General features: G+C 51.6%; 19 protein-coding genes. 13 read left to right on the forward strand and 6 right to left on the reverse strand.

What is annotated here, in order from left to right; all coding sequences use genetic code 11:
* Positions 1 to 29: 29 nt before the first annotated feature.
* Positions 30 to 353, forward strand: coding sequence for a DUF1292 domain-containing protein (locus P0X86_RS10530; RefSeq protein WP_009589641.1), 324 nt, complete (start codon positions 30 to 32; stop codon positions 351 to 353).
* Between the two features lie 60 nt (positions 354 to 413).
* Here the strand turns inward: P0X86_RS10530 and P0X86_RS10535 are convergent, their stop codons facing one another.
* Positions 414 to 1,889 (reverse strand): aminotransferase class I/II-fold pyridoxal phosphate-dependent enzyme, encoded by a 1,476-nt coding sequence (locus P0X86_RS10535; RefSeq protein WP_096773119.1) that lies wholly within the window; start codon positions 1,887 to 1,889, stop codon positions 414 to 416.
* 375 nt (positions 1,890 to 2,264) lie between these two features.
* Positions 2,265 to 2,888 (reverse strand): DUF1054 domain-containing protein, encoded by a 624-nt coding sequence (locus P0X86_RS10540; protein ID WP_096773120.1) that lies wholly within the window; start codon positions 2,886 to 2,888, stop codon positions 2,265 to 2,267.
* A gap of 267 nt (positions 2,889 to 3,155) precedes the next feature.
* Here P0X86_RS10540 and P0X86_RS10545 point away from each other — a divergent pair, with 267 nt between their 5' ends.
* Both P0X86_RS10545 and gndA read left to right on the forward strand, forming a co-directional pair.
* On the forward strand, positions 3,156 to 3,752 hold the full coding sequence (locus tag P0X86_RS10545; protein ID WP_015734302.1) for a hypothetical protein: 597 nt from the start codon (positions 3,156 to 3,158) through the stop codon (positions 3,750 to 3,752).
* Positions 3,753 to 3,944: 192 nt separating this feature from the next.
* Entirely contained in the window at positions 3,945 to 5,354 is a 1,410-nt protein-coding gene (gene gndA, locus P0X86_RS10550) for an NADP-dependent phosphogluconate dehydrogenase (protein WP_277748480.1), read from the forward strand.
* 46 nt (positions 5,355 to 5,400) lie between these two features.
* Here gndA and P0X86_RS10555 read toward each other — a convergent pair whose 3' ends face one another.
* A complete protein-coding gene (locus tag P0X86_RS10555; RefSeq protein WP_192569182.1) occupies positions 5,401 to 5,793 on the reverse strand; it encodes a hypothetical protein in 393 nt (130 codons plus the stop codon).
* A 190-nt stretch (positions 5,794 to 5,983) separates the two neighbouring features.
* Here P0X86_RS10555 and P0X86_RS10560 point away from each other — a divergent pair, with 190 nt between their 5' ends.
* On the forward strand, positions 5,984 to 6,502 hold the full coding sequence (locus tag P0X86_RS10560; protein ID WP_015734304.1) for a shikimate kinase: 519 nt from the start codon (positions 5,984 to 5,986) through the stop codon (positions 6,500 to 6,502).
* A gap of 136 nt (positions 6,503 to 6,638) precedes the next feature.
* Here P0X86_RS10560 and P0X86_RS10565 read toward each other — a convergent pair whose 3' ends face one another.
* Positions 6,639 to 6,947, reverse strand: coding sequence for a rhodanese-like domain-containing protein (locus P0X86_RS10565; protein WP_175320732.1), 309 nt, complete (start codon positions 6,945 to 6,947; stop codon positions 6,639 to 6,641).
* A gap of 165 nt (positions 6,948 to 7,112) precedes the next feature.
* Between P0X86_RS10565 and aroA the strand changes: the two genes are divergently transcribed.
* From aroA to ptsP, 4 genes are all read left to right on the forward strand, one after another.
* On the forward strand, positions 7,113 to 8,405 hold the full coding sequence (aroA, locus tag P0X86_RS10570) for a 3-phosphoshikimate 1-carboxyvinyltransferase (protein ID WP_096773122.1): 1,293 nt from the start codon (positions 7,113 to 7,115) through the stop codon (positions 8,403 to 8,405).
* A gap of 52 nt (positions 8,406 to 8,457) precedes the next feature.
* Positions 8,458 to 8,880 (forward strand): CoA-binding protein, encoded by a 423-nt coding sequence (locus P0X86_RS10575; protein ID WP_096773123.1) that lies wholly within the window; start codon positions 8,458 to 8,460, stop codon positions 8,878 to 8,880.
* 189 nt (positions 8,881 to 9,069) lie between these two features.
* Positions 9,070 to 10,953 carry a glucose PTS transporter subunit IIA gene (locus tag P0X86_RS10580; protein WP_036665939.1) on the forward strand — a complete coding sequence of 628 codons (1,884 nt, stop codon included), beginning with the start codon at positions 9,070 to 9,072 and terminating at the stop codon, positions 10,951 to 10,953.
* Positions 10,950 to 12,713, forward strand: coding sequence for a phosphoenolpyruvate--protein phosphotransferase (gene ptsP, locus P0X86_RS10585; protein WP_192569181.1), 1,764 nt, complete (start codon positions 10,950 to 10,952; stop codon positions 12,711 to 12,713). The genes P0X86_RS10580 and ptsP overlap by 4 nt, the downstream gene beginning before the upstream one ends.
* Positions 12,714 to 12,856: 143 nt before the next feature.
* Here ptsP and P0X86_RS10590 read toward each other — a convergent pair whose 3' ends face one another.
* The gene (locus P0X86_RS10590) at positions 12,857 to 13,390 is read right to left on the reverse strand and encodes a type 1 glutamine amidotransferase domain-containing protein (protein ID WP_036665937.1); all 534 of its coding nucleotides are present in this window, start codon (positions 13,388 to 13,390) and stop codon (positions 12,857 to 12,859) included.
* Positions 13,391 to 13,611: 221 nt separating this feature from the next.
* On the opposite strand from P0X86_RS10590, the gene P0X86_RS10595 reads away from it, so the two are divergent.
* The 4 genes from P0X86_RS10595 (at position 13,612) to P0X86_RS10610 (ending at position 16,479) form a co-directional block, all read left to right on the forward strand.
* The gene (locus P0X86_RS10595; protein WP_277748481.1) at positions 13,612 to 14,112 is read left to right on the forward strand and encodes a hypothetical protein; all 501 of its coding nucleotides are present in this window, start codon (positions 13,612 to 13,614) and stop codon (positions 14,110 to 14,112) included.
* Positions 14,113 to 14,207: 95 nt separating this feature from the next.
* Complete coding sequence (gene ytxJ, locus P0X86_RS10600) at positions 14,208 to 14,555, forward strand: bacillithiol system redox-active protein YtxJ (RefSeq protein WP_277748482.1); 348 nt, start codon at positions 14,208 to 14,210, stop codon at positions 14,553 to 14,555.
* Positions 14,556 to 14,648: 93 nt separating this feature from the next.
* Entirely contained in the window at positions 14,649 to 15,659 is a 1,011-nt protein-coding gene (gene ccpA / locus P0X86_RS10605; RefSeq protein WP_015734310.1) for a catabolite control protein A, read from the forward strand.
* Between the two features lie 118 nt (positions 15,660 to 15,777).
* Positions 15,778 to 16,479: a 5'-methylthioadenosine/adenosylhomocysteine nucleosidase gene (locus tag P0X86_RS10610; RefSeq protein WP_277748483.1), complete on the forward strand. Its 702-nt coding sequence runs from the start codon at positions 15,778 to 15,780 to the stop codon at positions 16,477 to 16,479.
* A 105-nt stretch (positions 16,480 to 16,584) separates the two neighbouring features.
* On the opposite strand, the gene P0X86_RS10615 is transcribed toward P0X86_RS10610, so the two are convergent.
* Positions 16,585 to 17,217 carry a GNAT family N-acetyltransferase gene (locus P0X86_RS10615; RefSeq protein ID WP_009589652.1) on the reverse strand — a complete coding sequence of 211 codons (633 nt, stop codon included), beginning with the start codon at positions 17,215 to 17,217 and terminating at the stop codon, positions 16,585 to 16,587.
* A gap of 286 nt (positions 17,218 to 17,503) precedes the next feature.
* Between P0X86_RS10615 and acsA the strand changes: the two genes are divergently transcribed.
* The gene (gene acsA, locus P0X86_RS10620) at positions 17,504 to 19,228 is read left to right on the forward strand and encodes an acetate--CoA ligase (RefSeq protein WP_096773127.1); all 1,725 of its coding nucleotides are present in this window, start codon (positions 17,504 to 17,506) and stop codon (positions 19,226 to 19,228) included.
* Positions 19,229 to 19,235 lie beyond the last annotated feature (7 nt).

The raw sequence follows: 19,235 nt of genomic DNA on the forward strand, positions 1-19,235 counted from the left end.
GATAATTTAACCGAAGTGAGGTTTTTTCAATGAGCGAACACAAACATGAACACGGAGATGCTTGCGGCTGCGGTCACGATCATGACCACGACCACGAGCATGAAGAGTTTGTGCTGACATTGACGGATGAAGAAGGAAAAGAAGTAGAGATGGTTCTCGTGGAGACATTTGATGTCGGCGAGAAGCTTTACGCGCTTTTGCTTGAACGCGAGAATCCGGAAGCGGACGGCGTCATTCTACGTATGGAAGAAGAGAACGAGGAAATGGTTCTTTACAATATTGAGGACGAAGACGAATGGAATGAAGTAGAGGCGGTTTACAACGAACTGGTCGCTGCTGCAAACCAGGAGTAACACTCCCTAACGAAAAACCCGATGCGAACCACTCGCACCGGGTTTTTTGTATTTGCTGCCTTAGAATATAGGATCCGTTTCCACGATGACTTTCACGTTCTGAATGCTGCGGTCCTCAGGACCTTTGACAGGCAGGCCGACCTCGACATGATCGGTAATGTAATCGATGTTTTCCTGGGAAATCACTTCGCCCGGAAGCAAAATCGGAATTCCCGGCGGGTAGACATAGATGAATTCGGCAATAATGCGTCCGGCCGATTCCTTGAACGGCACGACCTCCGTATCCCCATAAAACGCATCGCGGGGAATGAGCGACAGCTGCGGAATTTCCGGCGTTTTCACGACCAGCTCATTAATTTCGTTCACGTGCATGTACTGGTCCGAAAGCTCTCGGAGCGCCGTCAGCAGAATATCGATCGTCTCCCGGTTGTCCCCCGGTGTAATGAGGCACAAAATGTTGTACATATCGCTGAGCTCCACTTCAATATTGTAGTGGTCCCGCAGCCAGTTCTCGGTTTCATATCCCGTAATGCCAAGATGGCGTACATGAACGGTCAACTTGGTCGGATCATAGGAGTATGTTGCTTCTCCGCCCAGTATTTCCTTCCCGAAGCAGTACAGGCCTTCGATTTTGTTGACTTCGTTTCGTGCATATTGCGCCAATTCAATCGTCCTTGCAGCCATTTCCCGTCCATGCAGCGCCAGGCTCCGGCGAGAAGTATCCAGCGATGCCAGCAGGATGTAGGAGGTCGACGTTGTGGTCAGCATACTGATGATGGTCTGCACGCGGTAAGGATTGATGTATCCGTTCTTGGTGTTCACGTTCAGCACGGAGCTTTGGGTCATCGATCCGCCGAGTTTATGAACGCTGGTCGCAGCCATATCGGCACCGGCTTCCATTGCCGACATCGGAAGTTCTTCATGAAAATGGATCAGAACCCCGTGCGCTTCGTCCACAAGCACGGGAACATTGTAACTGTGGGCCAAATCGACGATTTCCTTCAGGTTAGCGCTCACCCCGAAGTACGTCGGATTGATGACCAGTACGGCTTTGACGTCAGGGTGACGCTTTAGCGCTTTCCGTACGGAGCTGATCGTGATCCCGTGATCGATCCCCACATTGGAATCCTGGGCAGGCGATACGAACACAGGCTTGGCACCGGTAAAGATGATGGCGGAAAGCACGGATTTATGAACGTTGCGCGGTACGATGATTTTATCGCCGGGGGAGCATACCGACATGATCATGGTCATGATCGCTCCGCTTGTCCCTTGGACACTGAAGTAAGTGTGGTCGGCACCGAATGCGTCGGCGGCCAGCTTCTGGGCTTCTTCAATGACGCCTGTAGGCTGATGCAAATCATCCAGCGGCGCAATATTGATCAAATCTATAGAAAAGGCGTTATCCCCTATAAATTCCCTGAATTCGGCATCGGTGCCGAGGCCCTTCTTATGTCCCGGAATGTGAAATTGCACGGGGTTTTTGGCCGCGTGTTCTTTAAGCGCGGTGAAGAGCGGTGTACGACTGTGGTCCATGGACGTTGTCACAACCTTTCCTTATGTTTATTTTCTTATGATTTGTCGATTTCTGTTTTTATATAAACAAAATTGAGTATAGCAAAATAGGGGGGAATGCAAGAAGAATGACCGGCTTTTTTTGCACGGACCGGCAGCGCTTCATACTTTGGACATATTAAGGGGGAGGGATGCGTTCTTCATCGTTCCTTCATTAAAATATCATCCATAAGATAAACGTCAATCGACGTACTTTCTCAGAAGACAGACCGCTGGTTAAAGAAAGTTTTTCTTGCGATTATAGAATTGTTCAGCTTCGCTGAAAATTTATAAATTCTATAATCTAAAAAAAAGAGCTGCATCCGCAGCCCATTTTCGTAAATATCTCACGCCAGTTTAAAACGCCATTTTATAAAGCGGCAGCAGCGTCTCAAACGTCTCCTGCACTTTTTGCACCAGCTCGTCCCCTTCAAGCTTGACGGCTTCCTCGCGCGGAATGCGCAGTCCGCACATGACCTCGGCTTTTTTCACCTGTTTCAGCTTCTCAATGAGGCGAACGAAATCCTCCTCGCTCATATCCTGGTGAGGGGTGCCTGCCGGATTCATATGATCCATGGACCAATAGAAATGTTTAGGCAGCGCCTTCGCTGTTTTCTTGAGCTTGGCTTCCAGGTTGCCGGCAAACACGGTTTTGTTGGGGCTTTCGTAAATAATCGCGAAGATAACAAACAGATGGGTTCCGAACATGCCCACCTCAAAATGAGGCAGCGCTTTGTAGCCCCGTTTGCTGGCCGCCCATGCGACCCAGGTGTCAATCGGGGGATTAACGGTTCGTCTTGCATGCTTGGCCACATGCACAAACATCTCTTCCCCGGCCAGCGCGGACACATAGGGGGCAAGCTCGGCCCCCAGCGTCTCAAGCTTGGGTCTTACCCGTTCAATGAGAACCTCCATACGGGCTTCGAGCCCTGGAACGGAGAATACGTCGAAATCCTGATCTTTAAATCCGGTAACCGTCATGAATGTGATGGCCTCCCTGTTGTTTATGATGAACACTTACTAAACTCCGCTTTTGGATAACCCATTATACCATAAGCCGAGTGGACGTCAGGCATGGCCCAGGAAAGTTTCACCGTATTTTCATGCGGGTTAAAAATAGTCAATAAACCAAGTTACCGTTACATAAGATGGAGTATAAGATATAGATAAGACAACATCAAAAGCAGCCATGGGGGAAATCTTCACCGTCGTTTTTCAGATCGGTAGTAAACCGGAGGAGGGAGTGCCGTGAATAAGAGCGAGGAAGTGGAGTATTGCAACCTGGAGCTCCGGTTTGATCGCCGGCATATCCAGGACCTAATCAAGGAATTGATCCAGGAAGGATATTCGCTTTACTGGAGCGAGAATGAAACGCAGTTTGTCATTTCGATCCGAACCGGACGCAAGCTGGTAAAGCTGCGGTTTCAACGGACAGGAAGCGGTTTTAAGCTGGTAGGCGATTATATGATCCGCGATCCCAAGCTTGCGGAATGGATGGAGAAATTGATCGAGAATACCCGTGGCCACGCTGTCGTCAAACGTTTCAAGGACCGGCAGATATTGATCGAGAATATTCTGTTTGGCGAGGTTATAAGGCTGGTGGAAATATCCGGTTACCGGCAGCGTGTGCTGTTTCAGAAGGGGACGCCGATGACGGAGCAGGAAATGGTGCGGTTGTTCGAATCGGATGAGGGGGAACAGCGGCTCCTTCTGTCCAGGCTGGAAACCGATGATGAGCTTGAGAAGCTCCATGCCGCCCTTCAAGAGGGGAATCAGGACAAAATCGCGGCCTGCAAGCAAAGACTCCGCGAGCTTTCCTTAGAGCTGATGAGGCTGGAGTGGTAATTCACTTCATCGAACGATGCAAGAGTAAAGCACGAACAACACTCCGAAACCGAAGGGGTGTTTTCGCGCGTGTTCTCATTTTGTGACAGGGGTTCACTTGTCAAATGAAAAACGTTAATATAAGATTATTGCAAATCATCTCGTAGGGATGGGTTGTTTAAAAATATATTGGAGCAAAGGATGGAGAACCAGATGTCAAAACAACAAATCGGTGTGATTGGCCTTGCTGTAATGGGAAAAAACCTGGCCCTGAACATCGAAAGCAAAGGCTTCACCGTTTCCGTATATAACCGCTCTCCGCAAAAAACGGAAGATATGCTGAAGGAAACCGAAGGCAAGCAAGTGAAGGGAACGTTCTCGATCGAAGAATTCGTGGATTCCCTTGAAACTCCTCGCAAAATCCTGATCATGGTACAGGCAGGACAAGCTACGGACGCTACGATTGAACAGCTGATTCCTCATTTGGACCAAGGCGATATCATCATCGACGGCGGTAACGCTTATTTCCCTGATACGCAGCGCCGCAGCAAAGAGTTGGCTGAAAAAGGCTTTAACTTTATCGGTGCAGGTGTTTCCGGCGGCGAAGAAGGCGCATTGAAAGGCCCATCGATCATGCCAGGCGGACAGGAAAGTGCCTATAAGCTGGTTGAGCCTATTCTGACAGCCATTTCCGCGAAGGTTAACGAAGAGCCTTGCTGTACATATATCGGACCGGACGGTGCCGGCCATTATGTAAAAATGGTTCACAACGGTATCGAATATGGCGATATGCAGCTCATTTGCGAAGCGTATCAATTGCTGAAAGACGTACTCGGCCTCGATGCGAAGGATCTTCACGGAATCTTCACGGAGTGGAACCAAGGCGAACTCGACAGCTACCTGATCGAGATCACGGCTGACATTTTCTCCAAATACGACGAAGAAACCGGCAAGCCGATGGTTGACGTCATCCTGGATACGGCGGGTCAAAAAGGAACGGGCAAATGGACAAGCCAAAGCTCCCTGGATCTGGGCGTGCCGCTTTCCATGATCACCGAATCCGTATTCTCCCGTTTCCTCTCCGCGATGAAAGAAGAGCGCGTTGCGGCAAGCAAAATCCTGAATGGTCCAAAAACGCCTGCATTTGACGGCGACAAAGCCGAGTTCATCGAAAATGTGCGCAAAGCGCTGTTTGCGAGCAAGATCGTATCCTACGCTCAAGGCTTCGCACAGCTTCGCGTAGCGTCCGATGAATACGGCTGGAACCTGCAATACGGCAATCTCGCTAAAATCTGGCGCGGCGGCTGCATTATCCGTTCCCGCTTCCTGCAGAACATCACCGATGCGTATGAGAACAATCCGGAGCTTAAGAACCTGCTGCTGGATCCGTTCTTTACCGATATAATCGAATCCTATCAAGATGCATGGCGTAAAGTTGTAGCTTCCGCGGTTTCCTTGGGCATTCCGGTGCCTGGATTCTCCAGCGCGCTTGCATACTACGACAGCTACCGTACGGCGAACCTGCCAGCGAACCTGCTGCAGGCTCAGCGCGACTACTTCGGAGCGCACACCTTTAAACGCGTTGACAAAGAAGGAACCTTCCACTACAACTGGATGGAGTAATCCTGCTCTTTTATCGGCAGCGTGAATTCGACTCTTCCCGGATGGACTAATTCTGCTCTCTTGCAGCAGTATGGATATCGTCCTCAGGGATCGAGGGCATCGATTCAAACGTGCGGGCTTTAGTAGGGGAGATAGCCTCCGCCAGCTCGGGAAGCCCGTGCATGGCTTCTAAGAGACAGGTGCGGATGTCGCCGTTCTTTGTGTGAAAGTGGTTTCCGCTTCCGAGCAAGAGCAGCGCGGCTTCGCAATAACTGTTGAAATTTTGCAGCAACCGTGGCTTTGAAAGATCTTGCAGCGCAGGATCCTTCAGAGCCACTTTTTTTTGGACAAAATGAAGCACCCACATCACGTCCTCGCGGCACAGCGGGTAGGATGGATCGAGCATCCGGCGGATCCGCTTGGCCGAGGAAGAGAGTCCGGTTGGATGAAATGGCACCATGGGTTCATTCCTTTCTTCTAATCTTGCATTCTTGTAACAGTGTATGATGCTTGGGAACAAGATAGACTCCATAAATAGGGGCTTGGCTTGAGGCAATTGGATTACAATTTAGAGAGTCGGGTCCATTGTCGAAAGATTTGGGGCTGTGGTATGATATGAACAACCTTTACAGTGAAGCAGCGAATGGGGTGTGAAATTGGATAAGCTGGGTAGAAACATCATTCTGATCGGGATGATGGGTACGGGCAAGTCAACCGTGGGGCGCCTCGTGGCAGACTCGCTCGGCTACAACTTGATAGATCTGGATGCGGAAATTGAGAGAATGGAAGGCAGAACGATTTCCGAGATGTTTGAAACGGAGGGAGAGCCGTATTTCCGCGAGGCTGAATCCGCTGCATTGCGCAGCGTTTTGCTCCGGGATGGAATCGTCCTGGCATCCGGCGGCGGAGCCGTCCTTCGTTCCGACAATTGCGACGTAATGAAACGCGGGGGCTGGGTCGTTGCCCTCACAGCGGATGCCGCCAGCATCGTGGAACGCGTACGGGGCGATGCCAACCGGCCGCTGCTTGCGGGCGATGTGGAAGAGAGGGTTCGGCGCATCCTCGATGAGCGAAAGGACAAATACCGGTTTGCGGACGTGATGGTGGATACGGTTGGCCGATCCGCGGATGAAGTGGCGGCTGACATTTTAACGCATTACCGCGGCTAAGATGATAAGCGGACCCGGCTTGGCATGGAGATGGATAAGACCTGAGGGTTTAAACAAGGGAGCTTGCGAGCAGGATTCAAGCACAAGCAAAAAAAGGCGGGGATCATGTTCATCCCGCACCTTCTTTACGGCTTGCCTATACTTCATCGTCATGCCACTGCAGCATGCCGCCCTTCATGTTGATCACGTTGTTCAAGCCCTGGTGATTGAGAAATTCGCATACGTGTTGACTGCGTCCGCCGCTCCGGCAGATAAAGACAACCTCTTGGTCGCGCGGAATTTCGTCCAGGCGGTTCGGAATCTCGCCCATCGGGATATGCTTGGCACCGCTGATCATCCCGGCGGCAACCTCTTCATCCTCGCGGACATCAATCATGTACACCTGTTCGCCGTTTTGAAGCCGGCTTCTAAGCTCCGAAGTTTCCATTTGAGGGATCGGTTTCATCATATAGACCTCTTTTCTTAGCATAAATGAGTAAGATCGCAAACGATCTGATTTTCCAGTTCACATGAACTATGATAACCAAGCGGTTCTTTCCCTGTCAATTTATCCTAGGGAGATTGTAATGCTGGTAATCGCAACACTATATACAAGGGAGAGATACATACGATGGATGTTATCGTCAGGCCTACGCCTATATTAAAAGGGGAGATCGGAGCGCTGTCCTCCAAAAACTATACCACCCGTTACCTGCTTGTGGCTGCCCTAGCGGAAGGAACGAGCACGATTTATTATCCTGCCCACAGCGAGGATAGCGACGCGATGAGACGCTGTATCCGGGATCTCGGAGCCGTGATCGAGGAGGACGAGGAAAAAGCCGTGATTACGGGCTTTGGCAAATCGCCGCGGGATGTGAAGGAGCTGAACGTTGGCAACGCCGGTGCCGTCCTGCGCTTCTTGATGGGCGTAACGGCATTGTCTAAAGAGGTTACCTTCGTCAATGCGTACCCGGAATCACTGGGCAAGCGTCCTCATGACGATCTCATTGAGACCCTTGGCCAATTGGGCGTGGAAGTGGAGCATAACGATGGCAGGCTGCCCATCACCATTCGCGGCGGCCAACCGAAGGGCGGCAAACTCACCGTTTCAGGCGAAGTAAGCTCGCAGTATTTAAGCGCCCTGTTGTTCTTGACTCCATTGCTTGCCGAAGACAGCGAGATCACCGTTACCGGAGATCTGAAATCCAAGGTCGTGATCGGTCAGACCCTGGAAGTGCTGGAGCAGGCCGGCATTACGATTCACGCAGCGGACGACTATACGTTCTTCCGGGTTCCCGGAGGGCAATCCTACGAAGCCAAGACCTATACGGTTCAAGGCGATTATCCGGGGTCTGCTGCCGTGCTGGCGGCTGCCGCGGTTACGCAGTCCGATGTAACGATCCGCAATCTGTCGGAGGACAGCAAGCAGGGCGAGCGCGCCATTATCGACGTTCTTCGAATGATGGAGGTTCCGCTCACGCATGAGAACGGAAATGTCCATGTGCAGGGCAACCGCACCCTGAAGGCGCTCCAATTCGACGGAGACGCGGCGACGGACGCGGTGCTCGCGATGGTGGCGGCAGCCGTGTTTGCCGAAGGAACCTCCCGGTTCTACAACGTGGAGAATCTCCGTTACAAGGAATGCGACCGGATTACGGATTATTTGACCGAACTGCGTAAAGCAGGAGCCAACGTGGAGGAGCGCCAGGCCGAGATTATCGTTCATGGCCGTCCGGACGGCGTCGAAGGCGGGGTTGAGATCAATGCCCATTACGATCACCGGGTGATCATGGCCCTCACGGTGGTCGGGCTGCGCGCAGGACAGCCGATCCGGATCAAGGACGCCCACCATGTAGCCAAGTCGTACCCGCAATATTTTGATCACATGAAGGCGCTTGGCGCCGATGTAGAATGGGTAAAATAGAGGAATAGGACAAGATTCTCATCGATAAGGAACGGAAAGGTGGTCATGAACCATGGCATTTGAAAATCCTACGCGCGAAGAAATCGCGGATATTTTACGAAATGCGGGCAATATCGCTGTCGTTGGCCTGTCCGATCGGCCGGACCGCACATCCCATATGGTTTCTGCCGCGATGCAGCAACGCGGATACCGGATCATCCCGGTAAACCCTGGTGCAACCGAAATCCTCGGCGAGAAAAGTTATCCTTCCCTGAAGGACATTCCCGAGCCGATCCATATCGTCAATGTGTTCCGGCGCAGCGAATACTGCGCCGATGTAGCACGGGAAGCCGCCGAGATCGGTGCGAAGGTGCTCTGGCTGCAGCAGGGAATCATCAGTGAGGAGGCGGCGGCCATCGCCGAAAGCAGCGGCATGATCGCGATTATGGACCGCTGCATCAAGGTCGAGGATTCCATCGCATTGGGCGGCCGTTAAACTTCAAAGCGCATTTCGGAAGAATAGGCAAGTCTTGCGTAGAAAACAGCCGGTGGCAGACTGGACATGGTCCGGTTCTGTCGCCGTTCTGTTTGCAGGGCTTGCTTTTGCTGTGGGCATTTGCCCTTAATTCTTTTTGACAAAAACAGGCGCAGCGCTTACCATCAAGGATAGAAAGGAGGGCTCGCCTTGAATTGGTTGGGATCGTTGCAACAGCTGGGCAGAGCAGTCATGCTCCCTACAATGGCGCTTCCGGCGGCAGCTCTCCTGCTTAGCGTGGGGAGTTTGCCATGGTCGGCGTGGGGCTTCGGAACCTTGGGCGAAATCGCTCAGGCAGCGGGGCACGGGGTGTTTTATTACATGCCGTATTTATTTGCCATTGGCGTCGCATGGGGACTCTCGAATCAGGGAGGTCCCGCCGGACTCGCCGCCCTTGCCGGCATGTTCATCTATGATCAGGTCATATCCCGTCTGGGAGACGGGAGCGTACAGCCCTCGACCTTGATCGGCATTATATTTGGGGTAATGTCCGGTTACGTGTATAACCGGTTCAAACATATTAAGCTTCCCGAAGCCATACAGTTTTTTGGAGGCTCCAGATTTGTACTGCTGTTCATGGGATTGTTCTCAACGATATTCGCTTGGATCATGCTGGGGACAGCACCCCTTGTGCAGCGCGGGTTAGATGCTTTTTATGATCTGACCGTACATATGGGAGCTTTCGGTTTGTTTCTATACGGAATTTTGTACCGCGTACTCACGGCCTTCGGTCTGCATCATTTGTTAAACAATGTGTATTGGTTTCAGTTGGGCTCCTACGAGACGGAGGATGGTACCGTCGTGCAGGGGGATCTGCCCCGGTTCTTCGCGGGGGATCCCACGGCCGGCGACTTCATGGCCGGTTTGTTCCCGATCATGATGTTTGCCCTGCCGGCGATCGCGTTTGCCATTATCCAGGAAGCGCGTGAAGATCTGAAGCCGAAAGTGAAAAAGACGTTTATGCGGTCCGCGCTTGTCTGTTTTTTGACCGGGGTTTCGGAGCAGATCGAGTTCGCGTTTTTATTTGCGTCTCCATATCTGTATGTGCTCCACGCCTTGATGGCCGGTTTCGCGATGGTCCTTACCTATGCATTTGACATCCATCACGGTTTTTCGTACTCGGCCGGATTCATCGATTACGTGCTCAACTTCCATTTATCGCAGAACGCCTGGATCATCATACCGATCGGGGCCGTGTACGGCATCGTCTACTATTTTCTGTTCCGCTGGGCGATACGCACCTTCGAAATCCCCACGCCGGGGCGCGAGGAGGGCTCGGCGCTGGAAGGCCGGGCAGGCGATATTCCCTATCAGGCGCCGCTCATTCTGGAGGCGCTTGGAGGCAAAGACAACATCGTTCAGGTGCAGTCCTGCATGACGCGTCTGCGATTGACCGTGTACAATGATCGTCAGATTGATTCTGACGCACTGAAATTGCTCGGTTCAGCCGGCATTATCAAGCTGGGCGGAGGGAACGTGCAAGTGGTGTTCGGGACGTATTCCGAGCTCATCCGCGAAGAGATAAACAAGCTGATGCAGCAGGATTTGCCGCGCGTTCTGTTCAGCGCGCCCGTACAGGGACGCATGCTTCCGATTGACGAAGTGCCGGATGATATTTTTGCCGCGAAGCTGGTCGGCAACGGCGTCGCCTTCATACCGGAAAAAGGAGAGCTTGTATCACCGGTATACGGCACGGTCATGCACGTGTATCCGACGATGCATGCCATCGGGATTTCAACGCCGGAAGGGCTTGAGGTATTGATTCATATCGGGATCGACACTTCCCAGCTGAAAGGACCGTTTACGGCTGTGGTCAGCGAAGGGGATACCGTTGAACCGGGGCAACTGCTGGTCAAGTTCGATTTGGCGTATTTAAAGACACATGCCGCATCGCTGGCCACGCCAATGGTAATCACCAATCCCGATAAAGTAAGATCCTGGAGCTATGCTCCGTTCAAGACCGTGAAGAGAGGACAGTCATCTGTCATGTCCGTCGTATTAAATGAGAGTAATGCTGGGGGTAGAGAATCATGATACAAGGCATTGGCGCAGCAACAGGCGTAGCTATCGGTAAGGCTTTCGTACTGCCGCATTGGGAGCTGGATCTTCCGGATTCCGAAATGGACGCTGTCGATTTAGCCAAAGAGTTCGAGCGCTTATATGAAGGCATACGAACCTCCAAGAATGAAATTGAATACATCAAGAACGAATTCAAGGAAATGGTGGGGCACGAGGAGTCGCAGATTTTTGACGCGCATCTGGCCATACTGGAGGATCCCGTGTTCATGAACGAAATTCAAGGGATCATCGAGCGCCAGTACAAGGCTGCCGAGGTGGCGGTAAAAGAGGCGATCGATCATTTCGTATCCATGTTCGATCTGCTGGACGACGAGTATATGAAGGAGCGGGCGCTTGATATTAAGGATGTCGGCAATCGGCTGCTGAAGCATCTTCTTGGTGCTCCCGAAGTGAAGCTCCCGGCCGATACGCAGCCTTACATTTTGGTTGCGAAGGAGCTCTCCCCGTCGCAGCTCGTTCACCTGAACCCTTCCCACGTTCTTGGTATCGTGACGATGACCGGCGGCAAGACCTCTCATTCGGCGATCATGGCCCGCGCGCTGGGTATACCGCTTGTTTCGGGGATCGAGAACAAGCTGGATAAACCGATCCAGACCGGACAGCAGTTGGTGGTGGACGGAGATGAGGGGTTGCTCTATTTGGAGCCTGACACGCTCATCGTGGAGCGGTATGAAGGCATCCGGGACCAGCAGCGGAAAAAGAAAGAGCAGCTGCAGCTCCTGGCAGCCGTTGATGCGGTAACCAAGGACGGAACATACTTTAACCTGGCCGCGAACATGAATTCCGTTAAGGAAATGGAGATTGCGCTGAAGAACGGCGCGCAGGGAGTCGGATTGTTCCGAACGGAATTTTTGTATATGGACCGGCACAACTTCCCGACGGAGGAAGAGCAGTTCGAAGTGTATAAACTGGTTGCGGAGAACGCAGGCCAGGCGTCCGTCGTGATTCGTACGCTGGATATTGGCGGCGATAAGCAGCTGGATTATTTCGCGCTTCCGGAAGAAGAAAACCCCTTCCTCGGGTACCGCGCCATCCGCATCAGCTTGGACCGAACCGAACCGTTCCAGACCCAGCTTACCGCGATACTGAGAGCCAGCGCATACGGCAACGTCAAAATCATGTATCCGATGATTTCATCGGTAGAAGAAGTCAAGCAGGCCAATGCCGTGCTGCGGCGTGCCATGGCCGATTTGGACCGACGCGGCATCGCCTATGATCCGAACATAAAGGTCGGCATCATGATCGAGGTGCCTGCAGCGGTCACGATCTCGGATTTGCTGGCAGAAGAGGCCGATTTCTTCAGCATCGGGACCAATGACCTGGTTCAGTATGTTCTGGCCGTGGACCGGATGAACGAGCAGATCGCGCATATGTATCATCCGTTTCATCCTGCCATTTTGCGCATGCTCCGGACGACGGTGGAGGCTGCCCATGGGGCAGGGATTCCGGTCAGCGTGTGCGGAGAACTGGCCGGAGACGAAAGAGCGATTCCGCTTTGGCTTGAGCTCGGGGTTAAGGATTTGAGCATGTCTCCGCAATCCCTGCTCCGCGTGAAGCATCGCATTTTGAATACGAATGCGGCAGAAGCGAAAGGAGAGGCGGCGGCTTGCTTCAAGCTGCGTACCAGCTCCGCTGTCGAAGAACGTCTTAGCGCTTTTGCCGAACGGAGCAGTTATCTGAACGGAACCAACGGGACGGACAGCACGGCGTCTTAACCGTTAAGATAGGGATCATCGACTTTTTCCAGGCTTCTTTTTTTAAAGGACAAGCTATATGAGCATAAAAAAACAGCCGCCTATCTCACCAGGGAGCCCTGGTGACAAAGGCGGCTGTTTCTGTACATGGGGGTAAGGAGCAATTATTTGCCTTGCTGCGCCAGCGCATCGCAGAAGGCTTTGCCGTATGGCGGAAGATCCGGAGGCCGGCGTGCGGAAATAATATGTCCGTCGGTCACAACCGCCTCATCCTTCCAGATCGCACCGGCATTTTCCATATCGTCGCGGATTCCCGGCGTGGAAGTAACGGTAACTCCGTCCAGGATTTTGGCGGAGATCAGCACCCATCCTGCATGGCAGATCTGTCCGATCGGCTTCTGGTCCTCATTCATTTCTTTCACCAGTTGCAGCACTTTATCATATCGGCGCAGCTTGTCCGGCGCCCAGCCGCCCGGTACGAGTATTCCGTCATAATCCTTGCTGTTCAGCTCTTCAAACGAATACTCGGCCTGAGCCGGTACGCCATATTTGCCGGTGTAAGTTTTACCCTTTTCCAGCCCGGCGAGATGGACTTCCGCCCCTTCCTCGCGGACCCGGTAAACGGGATACCATAGCTCCAAATCCTCGAATTCTTCATCTACAAGCGCTATAACCTTTTTTCCAGTCAATCGCATCATTGGCCTAGCTCCTTTCTCAAAAATCTTGTTAAAACCGTAACGCTGCGCATTCGGTCCTTTAAGACTGTATTCATTGTAACAAATATGGGGAGGAGTTTCATGGAAGCGTCCGAAGAAGGAACATTTGAAAACATTTCTGGTAAATAAAGCATTATCACAAATTTGCAGGATTCTCTGGTATGATAGTCGAATAGAACTAATTCAGGTGACAGATTTGTGACATGGGACTGTTGGTTTTAGATTACTTGATAGGATTTGGGGTGGGCATTTTGTTCAAAACCTGCAACTGCGGACAAAGTATGAAATTGGAATTAAGAAAGCTGATTCATGAAAGAAAAACTCGGATATGTGATGTTCCTGTTTATGCCTGTCAGGCCTGCAGGAAGTATGAGCTTCTGCCTCTTATTAAACCGGATTTGCTTCGCTATCTCGCATCGATTAACAATGAGACCGAGCGAATACGCGTTTCGTTCGCAGATGTCAATGAAGCCGCATATGTTCTTCGTGAAGTGTTCCGTACATACGATGATGATTCGTCGGCAGAATGGCAGGCGCGCTGCATGGAAGTGTTTGACGAGCGCATTAATATGCTGTTGGATCTATTTCGTTATGCCCAGAGCCTGGCCGACGGCGACTGGATGAGACAAATTGAGGGGCGTCTCGAGCAATTAAGCACCATAAAATCTCTCATTCCTGAAAATTCGAGCAATTATGCAAGATAATTTTCAGAAAATTTTCGTGGTTGTTGGATTTTTCACGCACTTTTTGTTAGGATAGAGGATAGGAACTTCAATACAATGAAGGGAATGTATATCCTATGGCGACGTTGACGAAAATGACTAGTATAGAAGAGCTGCGCAGCACGCTGGAATCTTCCGATCGGAAGCACTTGCTTTTGTTCAAACATAGTACCAGATGCCCAATTAGTGCCGGAGCCTACAGGGAAGTGCAAGCTTACCTTGAGGACCAGCCGAACGAGCGGATCGACTATGTGTGGATCGATGTCATTGCGGACCGACCGGTGTCGAGCCAGGCTGCCGAAACTCTGAACATCCAACACGAATCGCCGCAAGTTATACTTGTGAAAGAAGGAGCGCCAGTCTGGCATACATCCCATTCCCATATTACGGCTGAAGCGCTGAAAGCTCAATTGGACGGCATATGATGCCGTGTCGTTGCACAAAGCAGTAATTTGTCGTATCATAAATTCAATTGGTATTGAACGAATGAAAATCTATTGGCAATGGAGAGAAGGAATTTGACGGTAACCATTTACGATGTTGCGCGCGAAGCAGGCGTTTCCATGGCGACGGTATCCCGGGTTGTAAACAATAACCCGAACGTTAAGCCTCAGACCCGGAAAAAAGTATACGAAGCGATTGAACGTTTAGGGTATCGTCCGAATGCGGTAGCCAGAGGCCTGGCCAGCAAGAAGACCACAACCGTCGGCGTTGTGATCCCTGACATTTCAAACTCGATCTTTGCGGAGATTGCCCGTGGTATTGAGGATATTGCTAACATGTATCACTATAATATAATTTTGTGTAATGCCGACAAACGTAAGGAAAAGGAAATCCGCGTAATCAACACCTTGCTCGAGAAGCAAGTGGACGGGCTGTTGTTTATGGGTGGAACGGTGACGGACGAGCATATCCAGGCGTTCCAGACATCGGCTGTGCCGATTGTTCTCTGTGCGACCAGCGATGAGAGAGGTTCTTATCCTTCGGTCGACATCGATCATGAACAGGCTGCGTTTGATGCGGTCAACACACTGATTCGGCACGGACACCGCGAGATCGCTATGATCAGCGGCACGCTGCAGGATCCGGCAAACGGCTATGCTCGTTTCCAAGGCTACAAAAAAGCGCTGGAAGCGGCAGGCATCGAGTATCAAGAGGATTTGGTGCGGATCGGTAACTATCGTTATGAGTCCGGCGTGGAAGCGATGAAGTACTTCCTGGGCCTCAAGAAGAAACCAACCGCTATATTTGCCGCTACCGACGAGATGGCGATTGGCGCTATTCATAGCATTCAGGATGAAGGCTATAAAGTGCCGGATGACTTCTCGATCATCAGCGTAGACAATATCCGGATGGCTTCGATGGTACGACCACAGCTGACAACGGTGGCCCAACCGATGTATGATCTGGGAGCCGTAGCGATGCGTTTGCTTACCAAGCTGATGAAGAAGGAAAATGTGGAGAATCCTCGCGTGATTCTGCCGCATGAAACGATTCTTCGCCTCTCGGTCAGCCATGTGAACGAATAGGCTGCTTGAAACCAAGCGTTTAGATGAACAAGATGGATTCGAGAAAAGCTCCTGGTTTTAAGGGGCTTTTTTCTGGTTGGATTTTTTATGCGCTCTTATAATCAGGAGGGATATCGACATGACAACACAGGTGATCGGCCTTATCGGGGCGATGGACGAAGAAGTGGAGCTGCTGCTCGGTCAACTGGAGAATAAAGAAACAACCGTTAAGGCAGGAGTTACCTATGCATCGGGAACGATCCATGGCAAGCAGGTCGTCGTATGCAAGAGCGGGGTGGGCAAGGTCAATGCAGCGGTCACCACGCAGATCTTGATCGACTTCTTCGGCGTTTCCAAAATATTGTTTACCGGCGTAGCGGGCGCGCTGCATCCGGAGCTCAACATTGGCGATATCGTGATCTCCTCCTCATGCATGCAGCATGATATGGACGTGACGCCGTTAGGCTATGCGCGCGGGGTCATCCCGTATCAGGAGCTGTCCGATTTTCCCGCAGACGCCTCTTTGATCCAACTGGCGGAGGAGGCCTGCAAAGAGCAGGCGGTGAATCATTACATCGTAGGGAAGGTTCTGTCCGGGGACCAGTTCATTGCCAGCCGCGATACGGTGCAGACGCTCTACGAGGAATTGAACGGGGCTTGCGCGGAAATGGAAGGCTCTGCCGTTGCCCAGGTATGTTACATGAACGGCGTGCCTTATGTGGTGATCCGATCCATGTCGGATAAGGCCGACGGTTCTGCGCATGTCAACTTCCCCGAGTTTACAGTAAAAGCCTCCAAGCGTTCTCATGAAATCGTGAACTATATGCTGGGCAAACTCTAGCAGCAAATGATAGGAAGCGCTCGTTATGCTTAATCCGGCATGAGCGAAAGATACACAAACTCCCCTGAGCAAAGCCCAGGGGAGTTTGTTTTATTGAGAATCGAATTAATACATAAACCGCTGTCTGAAACGGATCCGGTCGAATTGTTCTTGCGATGAAAGCGGCACGTGCCGTCCGATTCTGACCATGAGGCAGTTGGCGGGATGGGAGCAGATTTCCGGATCGTCGGTTGCGTACCATTCCATATCCACGACTTTCATTAAGCGCTCCATCATTTTGCGATAATCCCACACGTTAAGTCCGCTGCCTTTTAGGTCCCAATGCCAGTAGTATTCGGTTGTAAACACGATGTAGCGCTCCATCTGGCCTTCCTCGAATGCGGTTTTGATCATCCGCTGCCCAAGGCCTAGGGAACGGTAGTCTTTCGCAACCTCGATGGCACCAAGCTCGATCAAATCTTCCATATTGCCCTCAGACCAGCGTTCCTGCTCATCCGGGTGATGAAACGTTACGTATCCTACGATCATATCTCGGTCTCTCGTGATGATGATTCTGCCTTCGGGCAGGCCTGCAATTTCCACCAAAGCCTCATGCTGCTCCGCAGGACGACGAAAAGCCTTGAGATCAGGGTGCATGGTCAGTTCGGATAGCTGCTCGGGAGGTACAGGTCCTTCGATGATCAGGCGGCGGTCTTCAGGGAACAAAACATGAGACTGGTATACCTTGCAGTGTTCCATCCGTTACGCTCCTTTCAATTCCATACCCTACTTATAGCAAAAAAATAAAAAAATGAAAAGCAATGACAGGCAAACAAAAGCTATGATATAATCTTTTCGACATAAAACCTTCACAATTGTATCGTACTTAACGATATGTTTCCTTGCGAATTCCAAGGGTTAATGACTCGATGACTGTGACAACGTGATAACCCGCCGCAATGTGTAAAATGTATGTTTCATTCAATCATTTTGTAAGCGCTGTCCACTATGAGGAGACCGATTTGAGAATGAGGAGGATGTTATCATGAATCAAACGCATAGCGAAATATTGCCAAGTGAAGTATCACATTCCAATATGAAGAGTTACGAGCAGGCACGCTCCGAATTTTCATGGGACGAAATCGAGAGACATTTTACTTGGTATGAGACGGGTAAAGTAAACATGGCGTACGAGGCAATCGACCGTCATGTAGCGGAGGGACGAGGAGACAAGGTAGCACTCTTGTACAGTGACGCCGCCCGCGAGGAGACTCTTACTTTTGCGCAATTGAAAGAGAAATCCGACAAGTTCGGCAATGTGCTGCGCAAATATGGCGTGAACAAAGGCGATCGGGTATTTATCTTTATGCCGCGCGGCCCAGAGCTCTATGCCGGTTTGCTTGGTATTTTGAAGGTTGGTGCCGTGGTAGGCCCATTGTTCGAGGCGTTCATGGAGACGGCGGTAAAGGATCGCTTGGAGGATAGCGGAGCGGTTGCGCTGATTACGACGCCTGCGCTGTTGTCACGGGTGAAACGGGATGAGCTGCCCGAACTGAAGCATATTTTTGTCGTTGGCGAAGTGGAAGAAGAGGATCCGCGCCTAGTAAACTACCACAAGGAAGTTGAAGCCGCATCCAGCGAGCTGGAGATTGAATGGCTCGAGCGGGAAGACGGCTTGATCATGCACTATACATCAGGCTCAACCGGGAAACCGAAGGGCGTGTATCACGTGCAGAACGCGATGGTGCAGCATTATTATACAGGCAAGGTTGTTCTGGATTTAAGGGAAGACGATATATATTGGTGTACGGCGGACCCGGGTTGGGTAACCGGTACGTCATACGGTATTTTTGCGCCATGGTTGAACGGCGTGACCAATGTCATTCGCGGAGGCCGCTTTAGCCCGCAGGACTGGTACAGCACATTGGTAAACAACAAAGTAACGGTATGGTACAGCGCTCCGACTGCCTTCCGGATGTTGATGGGGGCAGGTTCCGATCTCATCGACCAATATGATTTGAGCCATGTACGGCACGTGCTGTCCGTTGGCGAGCCGCTCAACCCCGAGGTGGTGCGTTGGGGACACAAGGCTTACAAGCAGCGTATCCACGATACATGGTGGATGACGGAGACCGGAGGACAGCTGATCTGTAACTATCCGGGGATGGCGATCAAGCCGGGATCCATGGGGCGCCCGTTGCCGGGCATTACGGCGGCGATCCTGGACGATCACGGGAAAGAAGTTGCTCCATACACGATGGGGAACCTGGCCATCAAGACGCCTTGGCCGTCCATGATGAGAACCATCTGGAATAACGAAGCGAAGTATCAAGAGTATTTCCGTATTCCGGGCTGGTACATTTCCGGCGACTCGGCCTATATGGACGAGGATGGATACTTCTGGTTCCAGGGCAGAATCGACGATGTGATCAATTCGTCCGGGGAGCGAATCGGGCCATTCGAGGTGGAGAGCAAGCTCGTTGAGCATCCGGCCGTAGCCGAAGCCGGCGTTATCGGTAAGCCTGATGTAACACGCGGCGAGATCATTAAGGCCTTTATCTCCCTGCGTGAGGGCTATACGCCTTCTCAGGAGCTCAAGGATGAAATCTATCGTTTCGTGAAGGAAGGCCTTTCCGCCCATGCCGCCCCGCGTGAAATCGAGTTTAAGGATAAACTTCCGAAGACGCGCTCCGGTAAGATCATGCGGCGCGTATTGAAAGCCTGGGAACTGGATCTGCCGACTGGCGATCTATCCACGATCGAAGATTAATAAGCAG

This window comes from Paenibacillus sp. BR1-192 (assembly GCF_029542445.1).
Classification (GTDB): Bacteria; Bacillota; Bacilli; order Paenibacillales; family Paenibacillaceae; genus Paenibacillus_AQ; species Paenibacillus_AQ lautus_A.

Coding starts and splice junctions, on each gene's coding strand:
- P0X86_RS10530 (WP_009589641.1), top strand. CDS start 30: ATGAGCGAACACAAACATGAACACGGAGATGCTTGCGGCTGCGGTCAC.
- P0X86_RS10535 (WP_096773119.1), bottom strand. CDS start 1,889: ATGGACCACAGTCGTACACCGCTCTTCACCGCGCTTAAAGAACACGCG.
- P0X86_RS10540 (WP_096773120.1), bottom strand. CDS start 2,888: ATGACGGTTACCGGATTTAAAGATCAGGATTTCGACGTATTCTCCGTT.
- gndA (WP_277748480.1), top strand. CDS start 3,945: ATGTCAAAACAACAAATCGGTGTGATTGGCCTTGCTGTAATGGGAAAA.
- P0X86_RS10555 (WP_192569182.1), bottom strand. CDS start 5,793: ATGGTGCCATTTCATCCAACCGGACTCTCTTCCTCGGCCAAGCGGATC.
- P0X86_RS10565 (WP_175320732.1), bottom strand. CDS start 6,947: ATGAAACCGATCCCTCAAATGGAAACTTCGGAGCTTAGAAGCCGGCTT.
- aroA (WP_096773122.1), top strand. CDS start 7,113: ATGGATGTTATCGTCAGGCCTACGCCTATATTAAAAGGGGAGATCGGA.
- P0X86_RS10575 (WP_096773123.1), top strand. CDS start 8,458: ATGGCATTTGAAAATCCTACGCGCGAAGAAATCGCGGATATTTTACGA.
- ptsP (WP_192569181.1), top strand. CDS start 10,950: ATGATACAAGGCATTGGCGCAGCAACAGGCGTAGCTATCGGTAAGGCT.
- P0X86_RS10590 (WP_036665937.1), bottom strand. CDS start 13,390: ATGATGCGATTGACTGGAAAAAAGGTTATAGCGCTTGTAGATGAAGAA.
- P0X86_RS10595 (WP_277748481.1), top strand. CDS start 13,612: ATGGGACTGTTGGTTTTAGATTACTTGATAGGATTTGGGGTGGGCATT.
- ytxJ (WP_277748482.1), top strand. CDS start 14,208: ATGGCGACGTTGACGAAAATGACTAGTATAGAAGAGCTGCGCAGCACG.
- P0X86_RS10610 (WP_277748483.1), top strand. CDS start 15,778: ATGACAACACAGGTGATCGGCCTTATCGGGGCGATGGACGAAGAAGTG.
- P0X86_RS10615 (WP_009589652.1), bottom strand. CDS start 17,217: ATGGAACACTGCAAGGTATACCAGTCTCATGTTTTGTTCCCTGAAGAC.
- acsA (WP_096773127.1), top strand. CDS start 17,504: ATGAATCAAACGCATAGCGAAATATTGCCAAGTGAAGTATCACATTCC.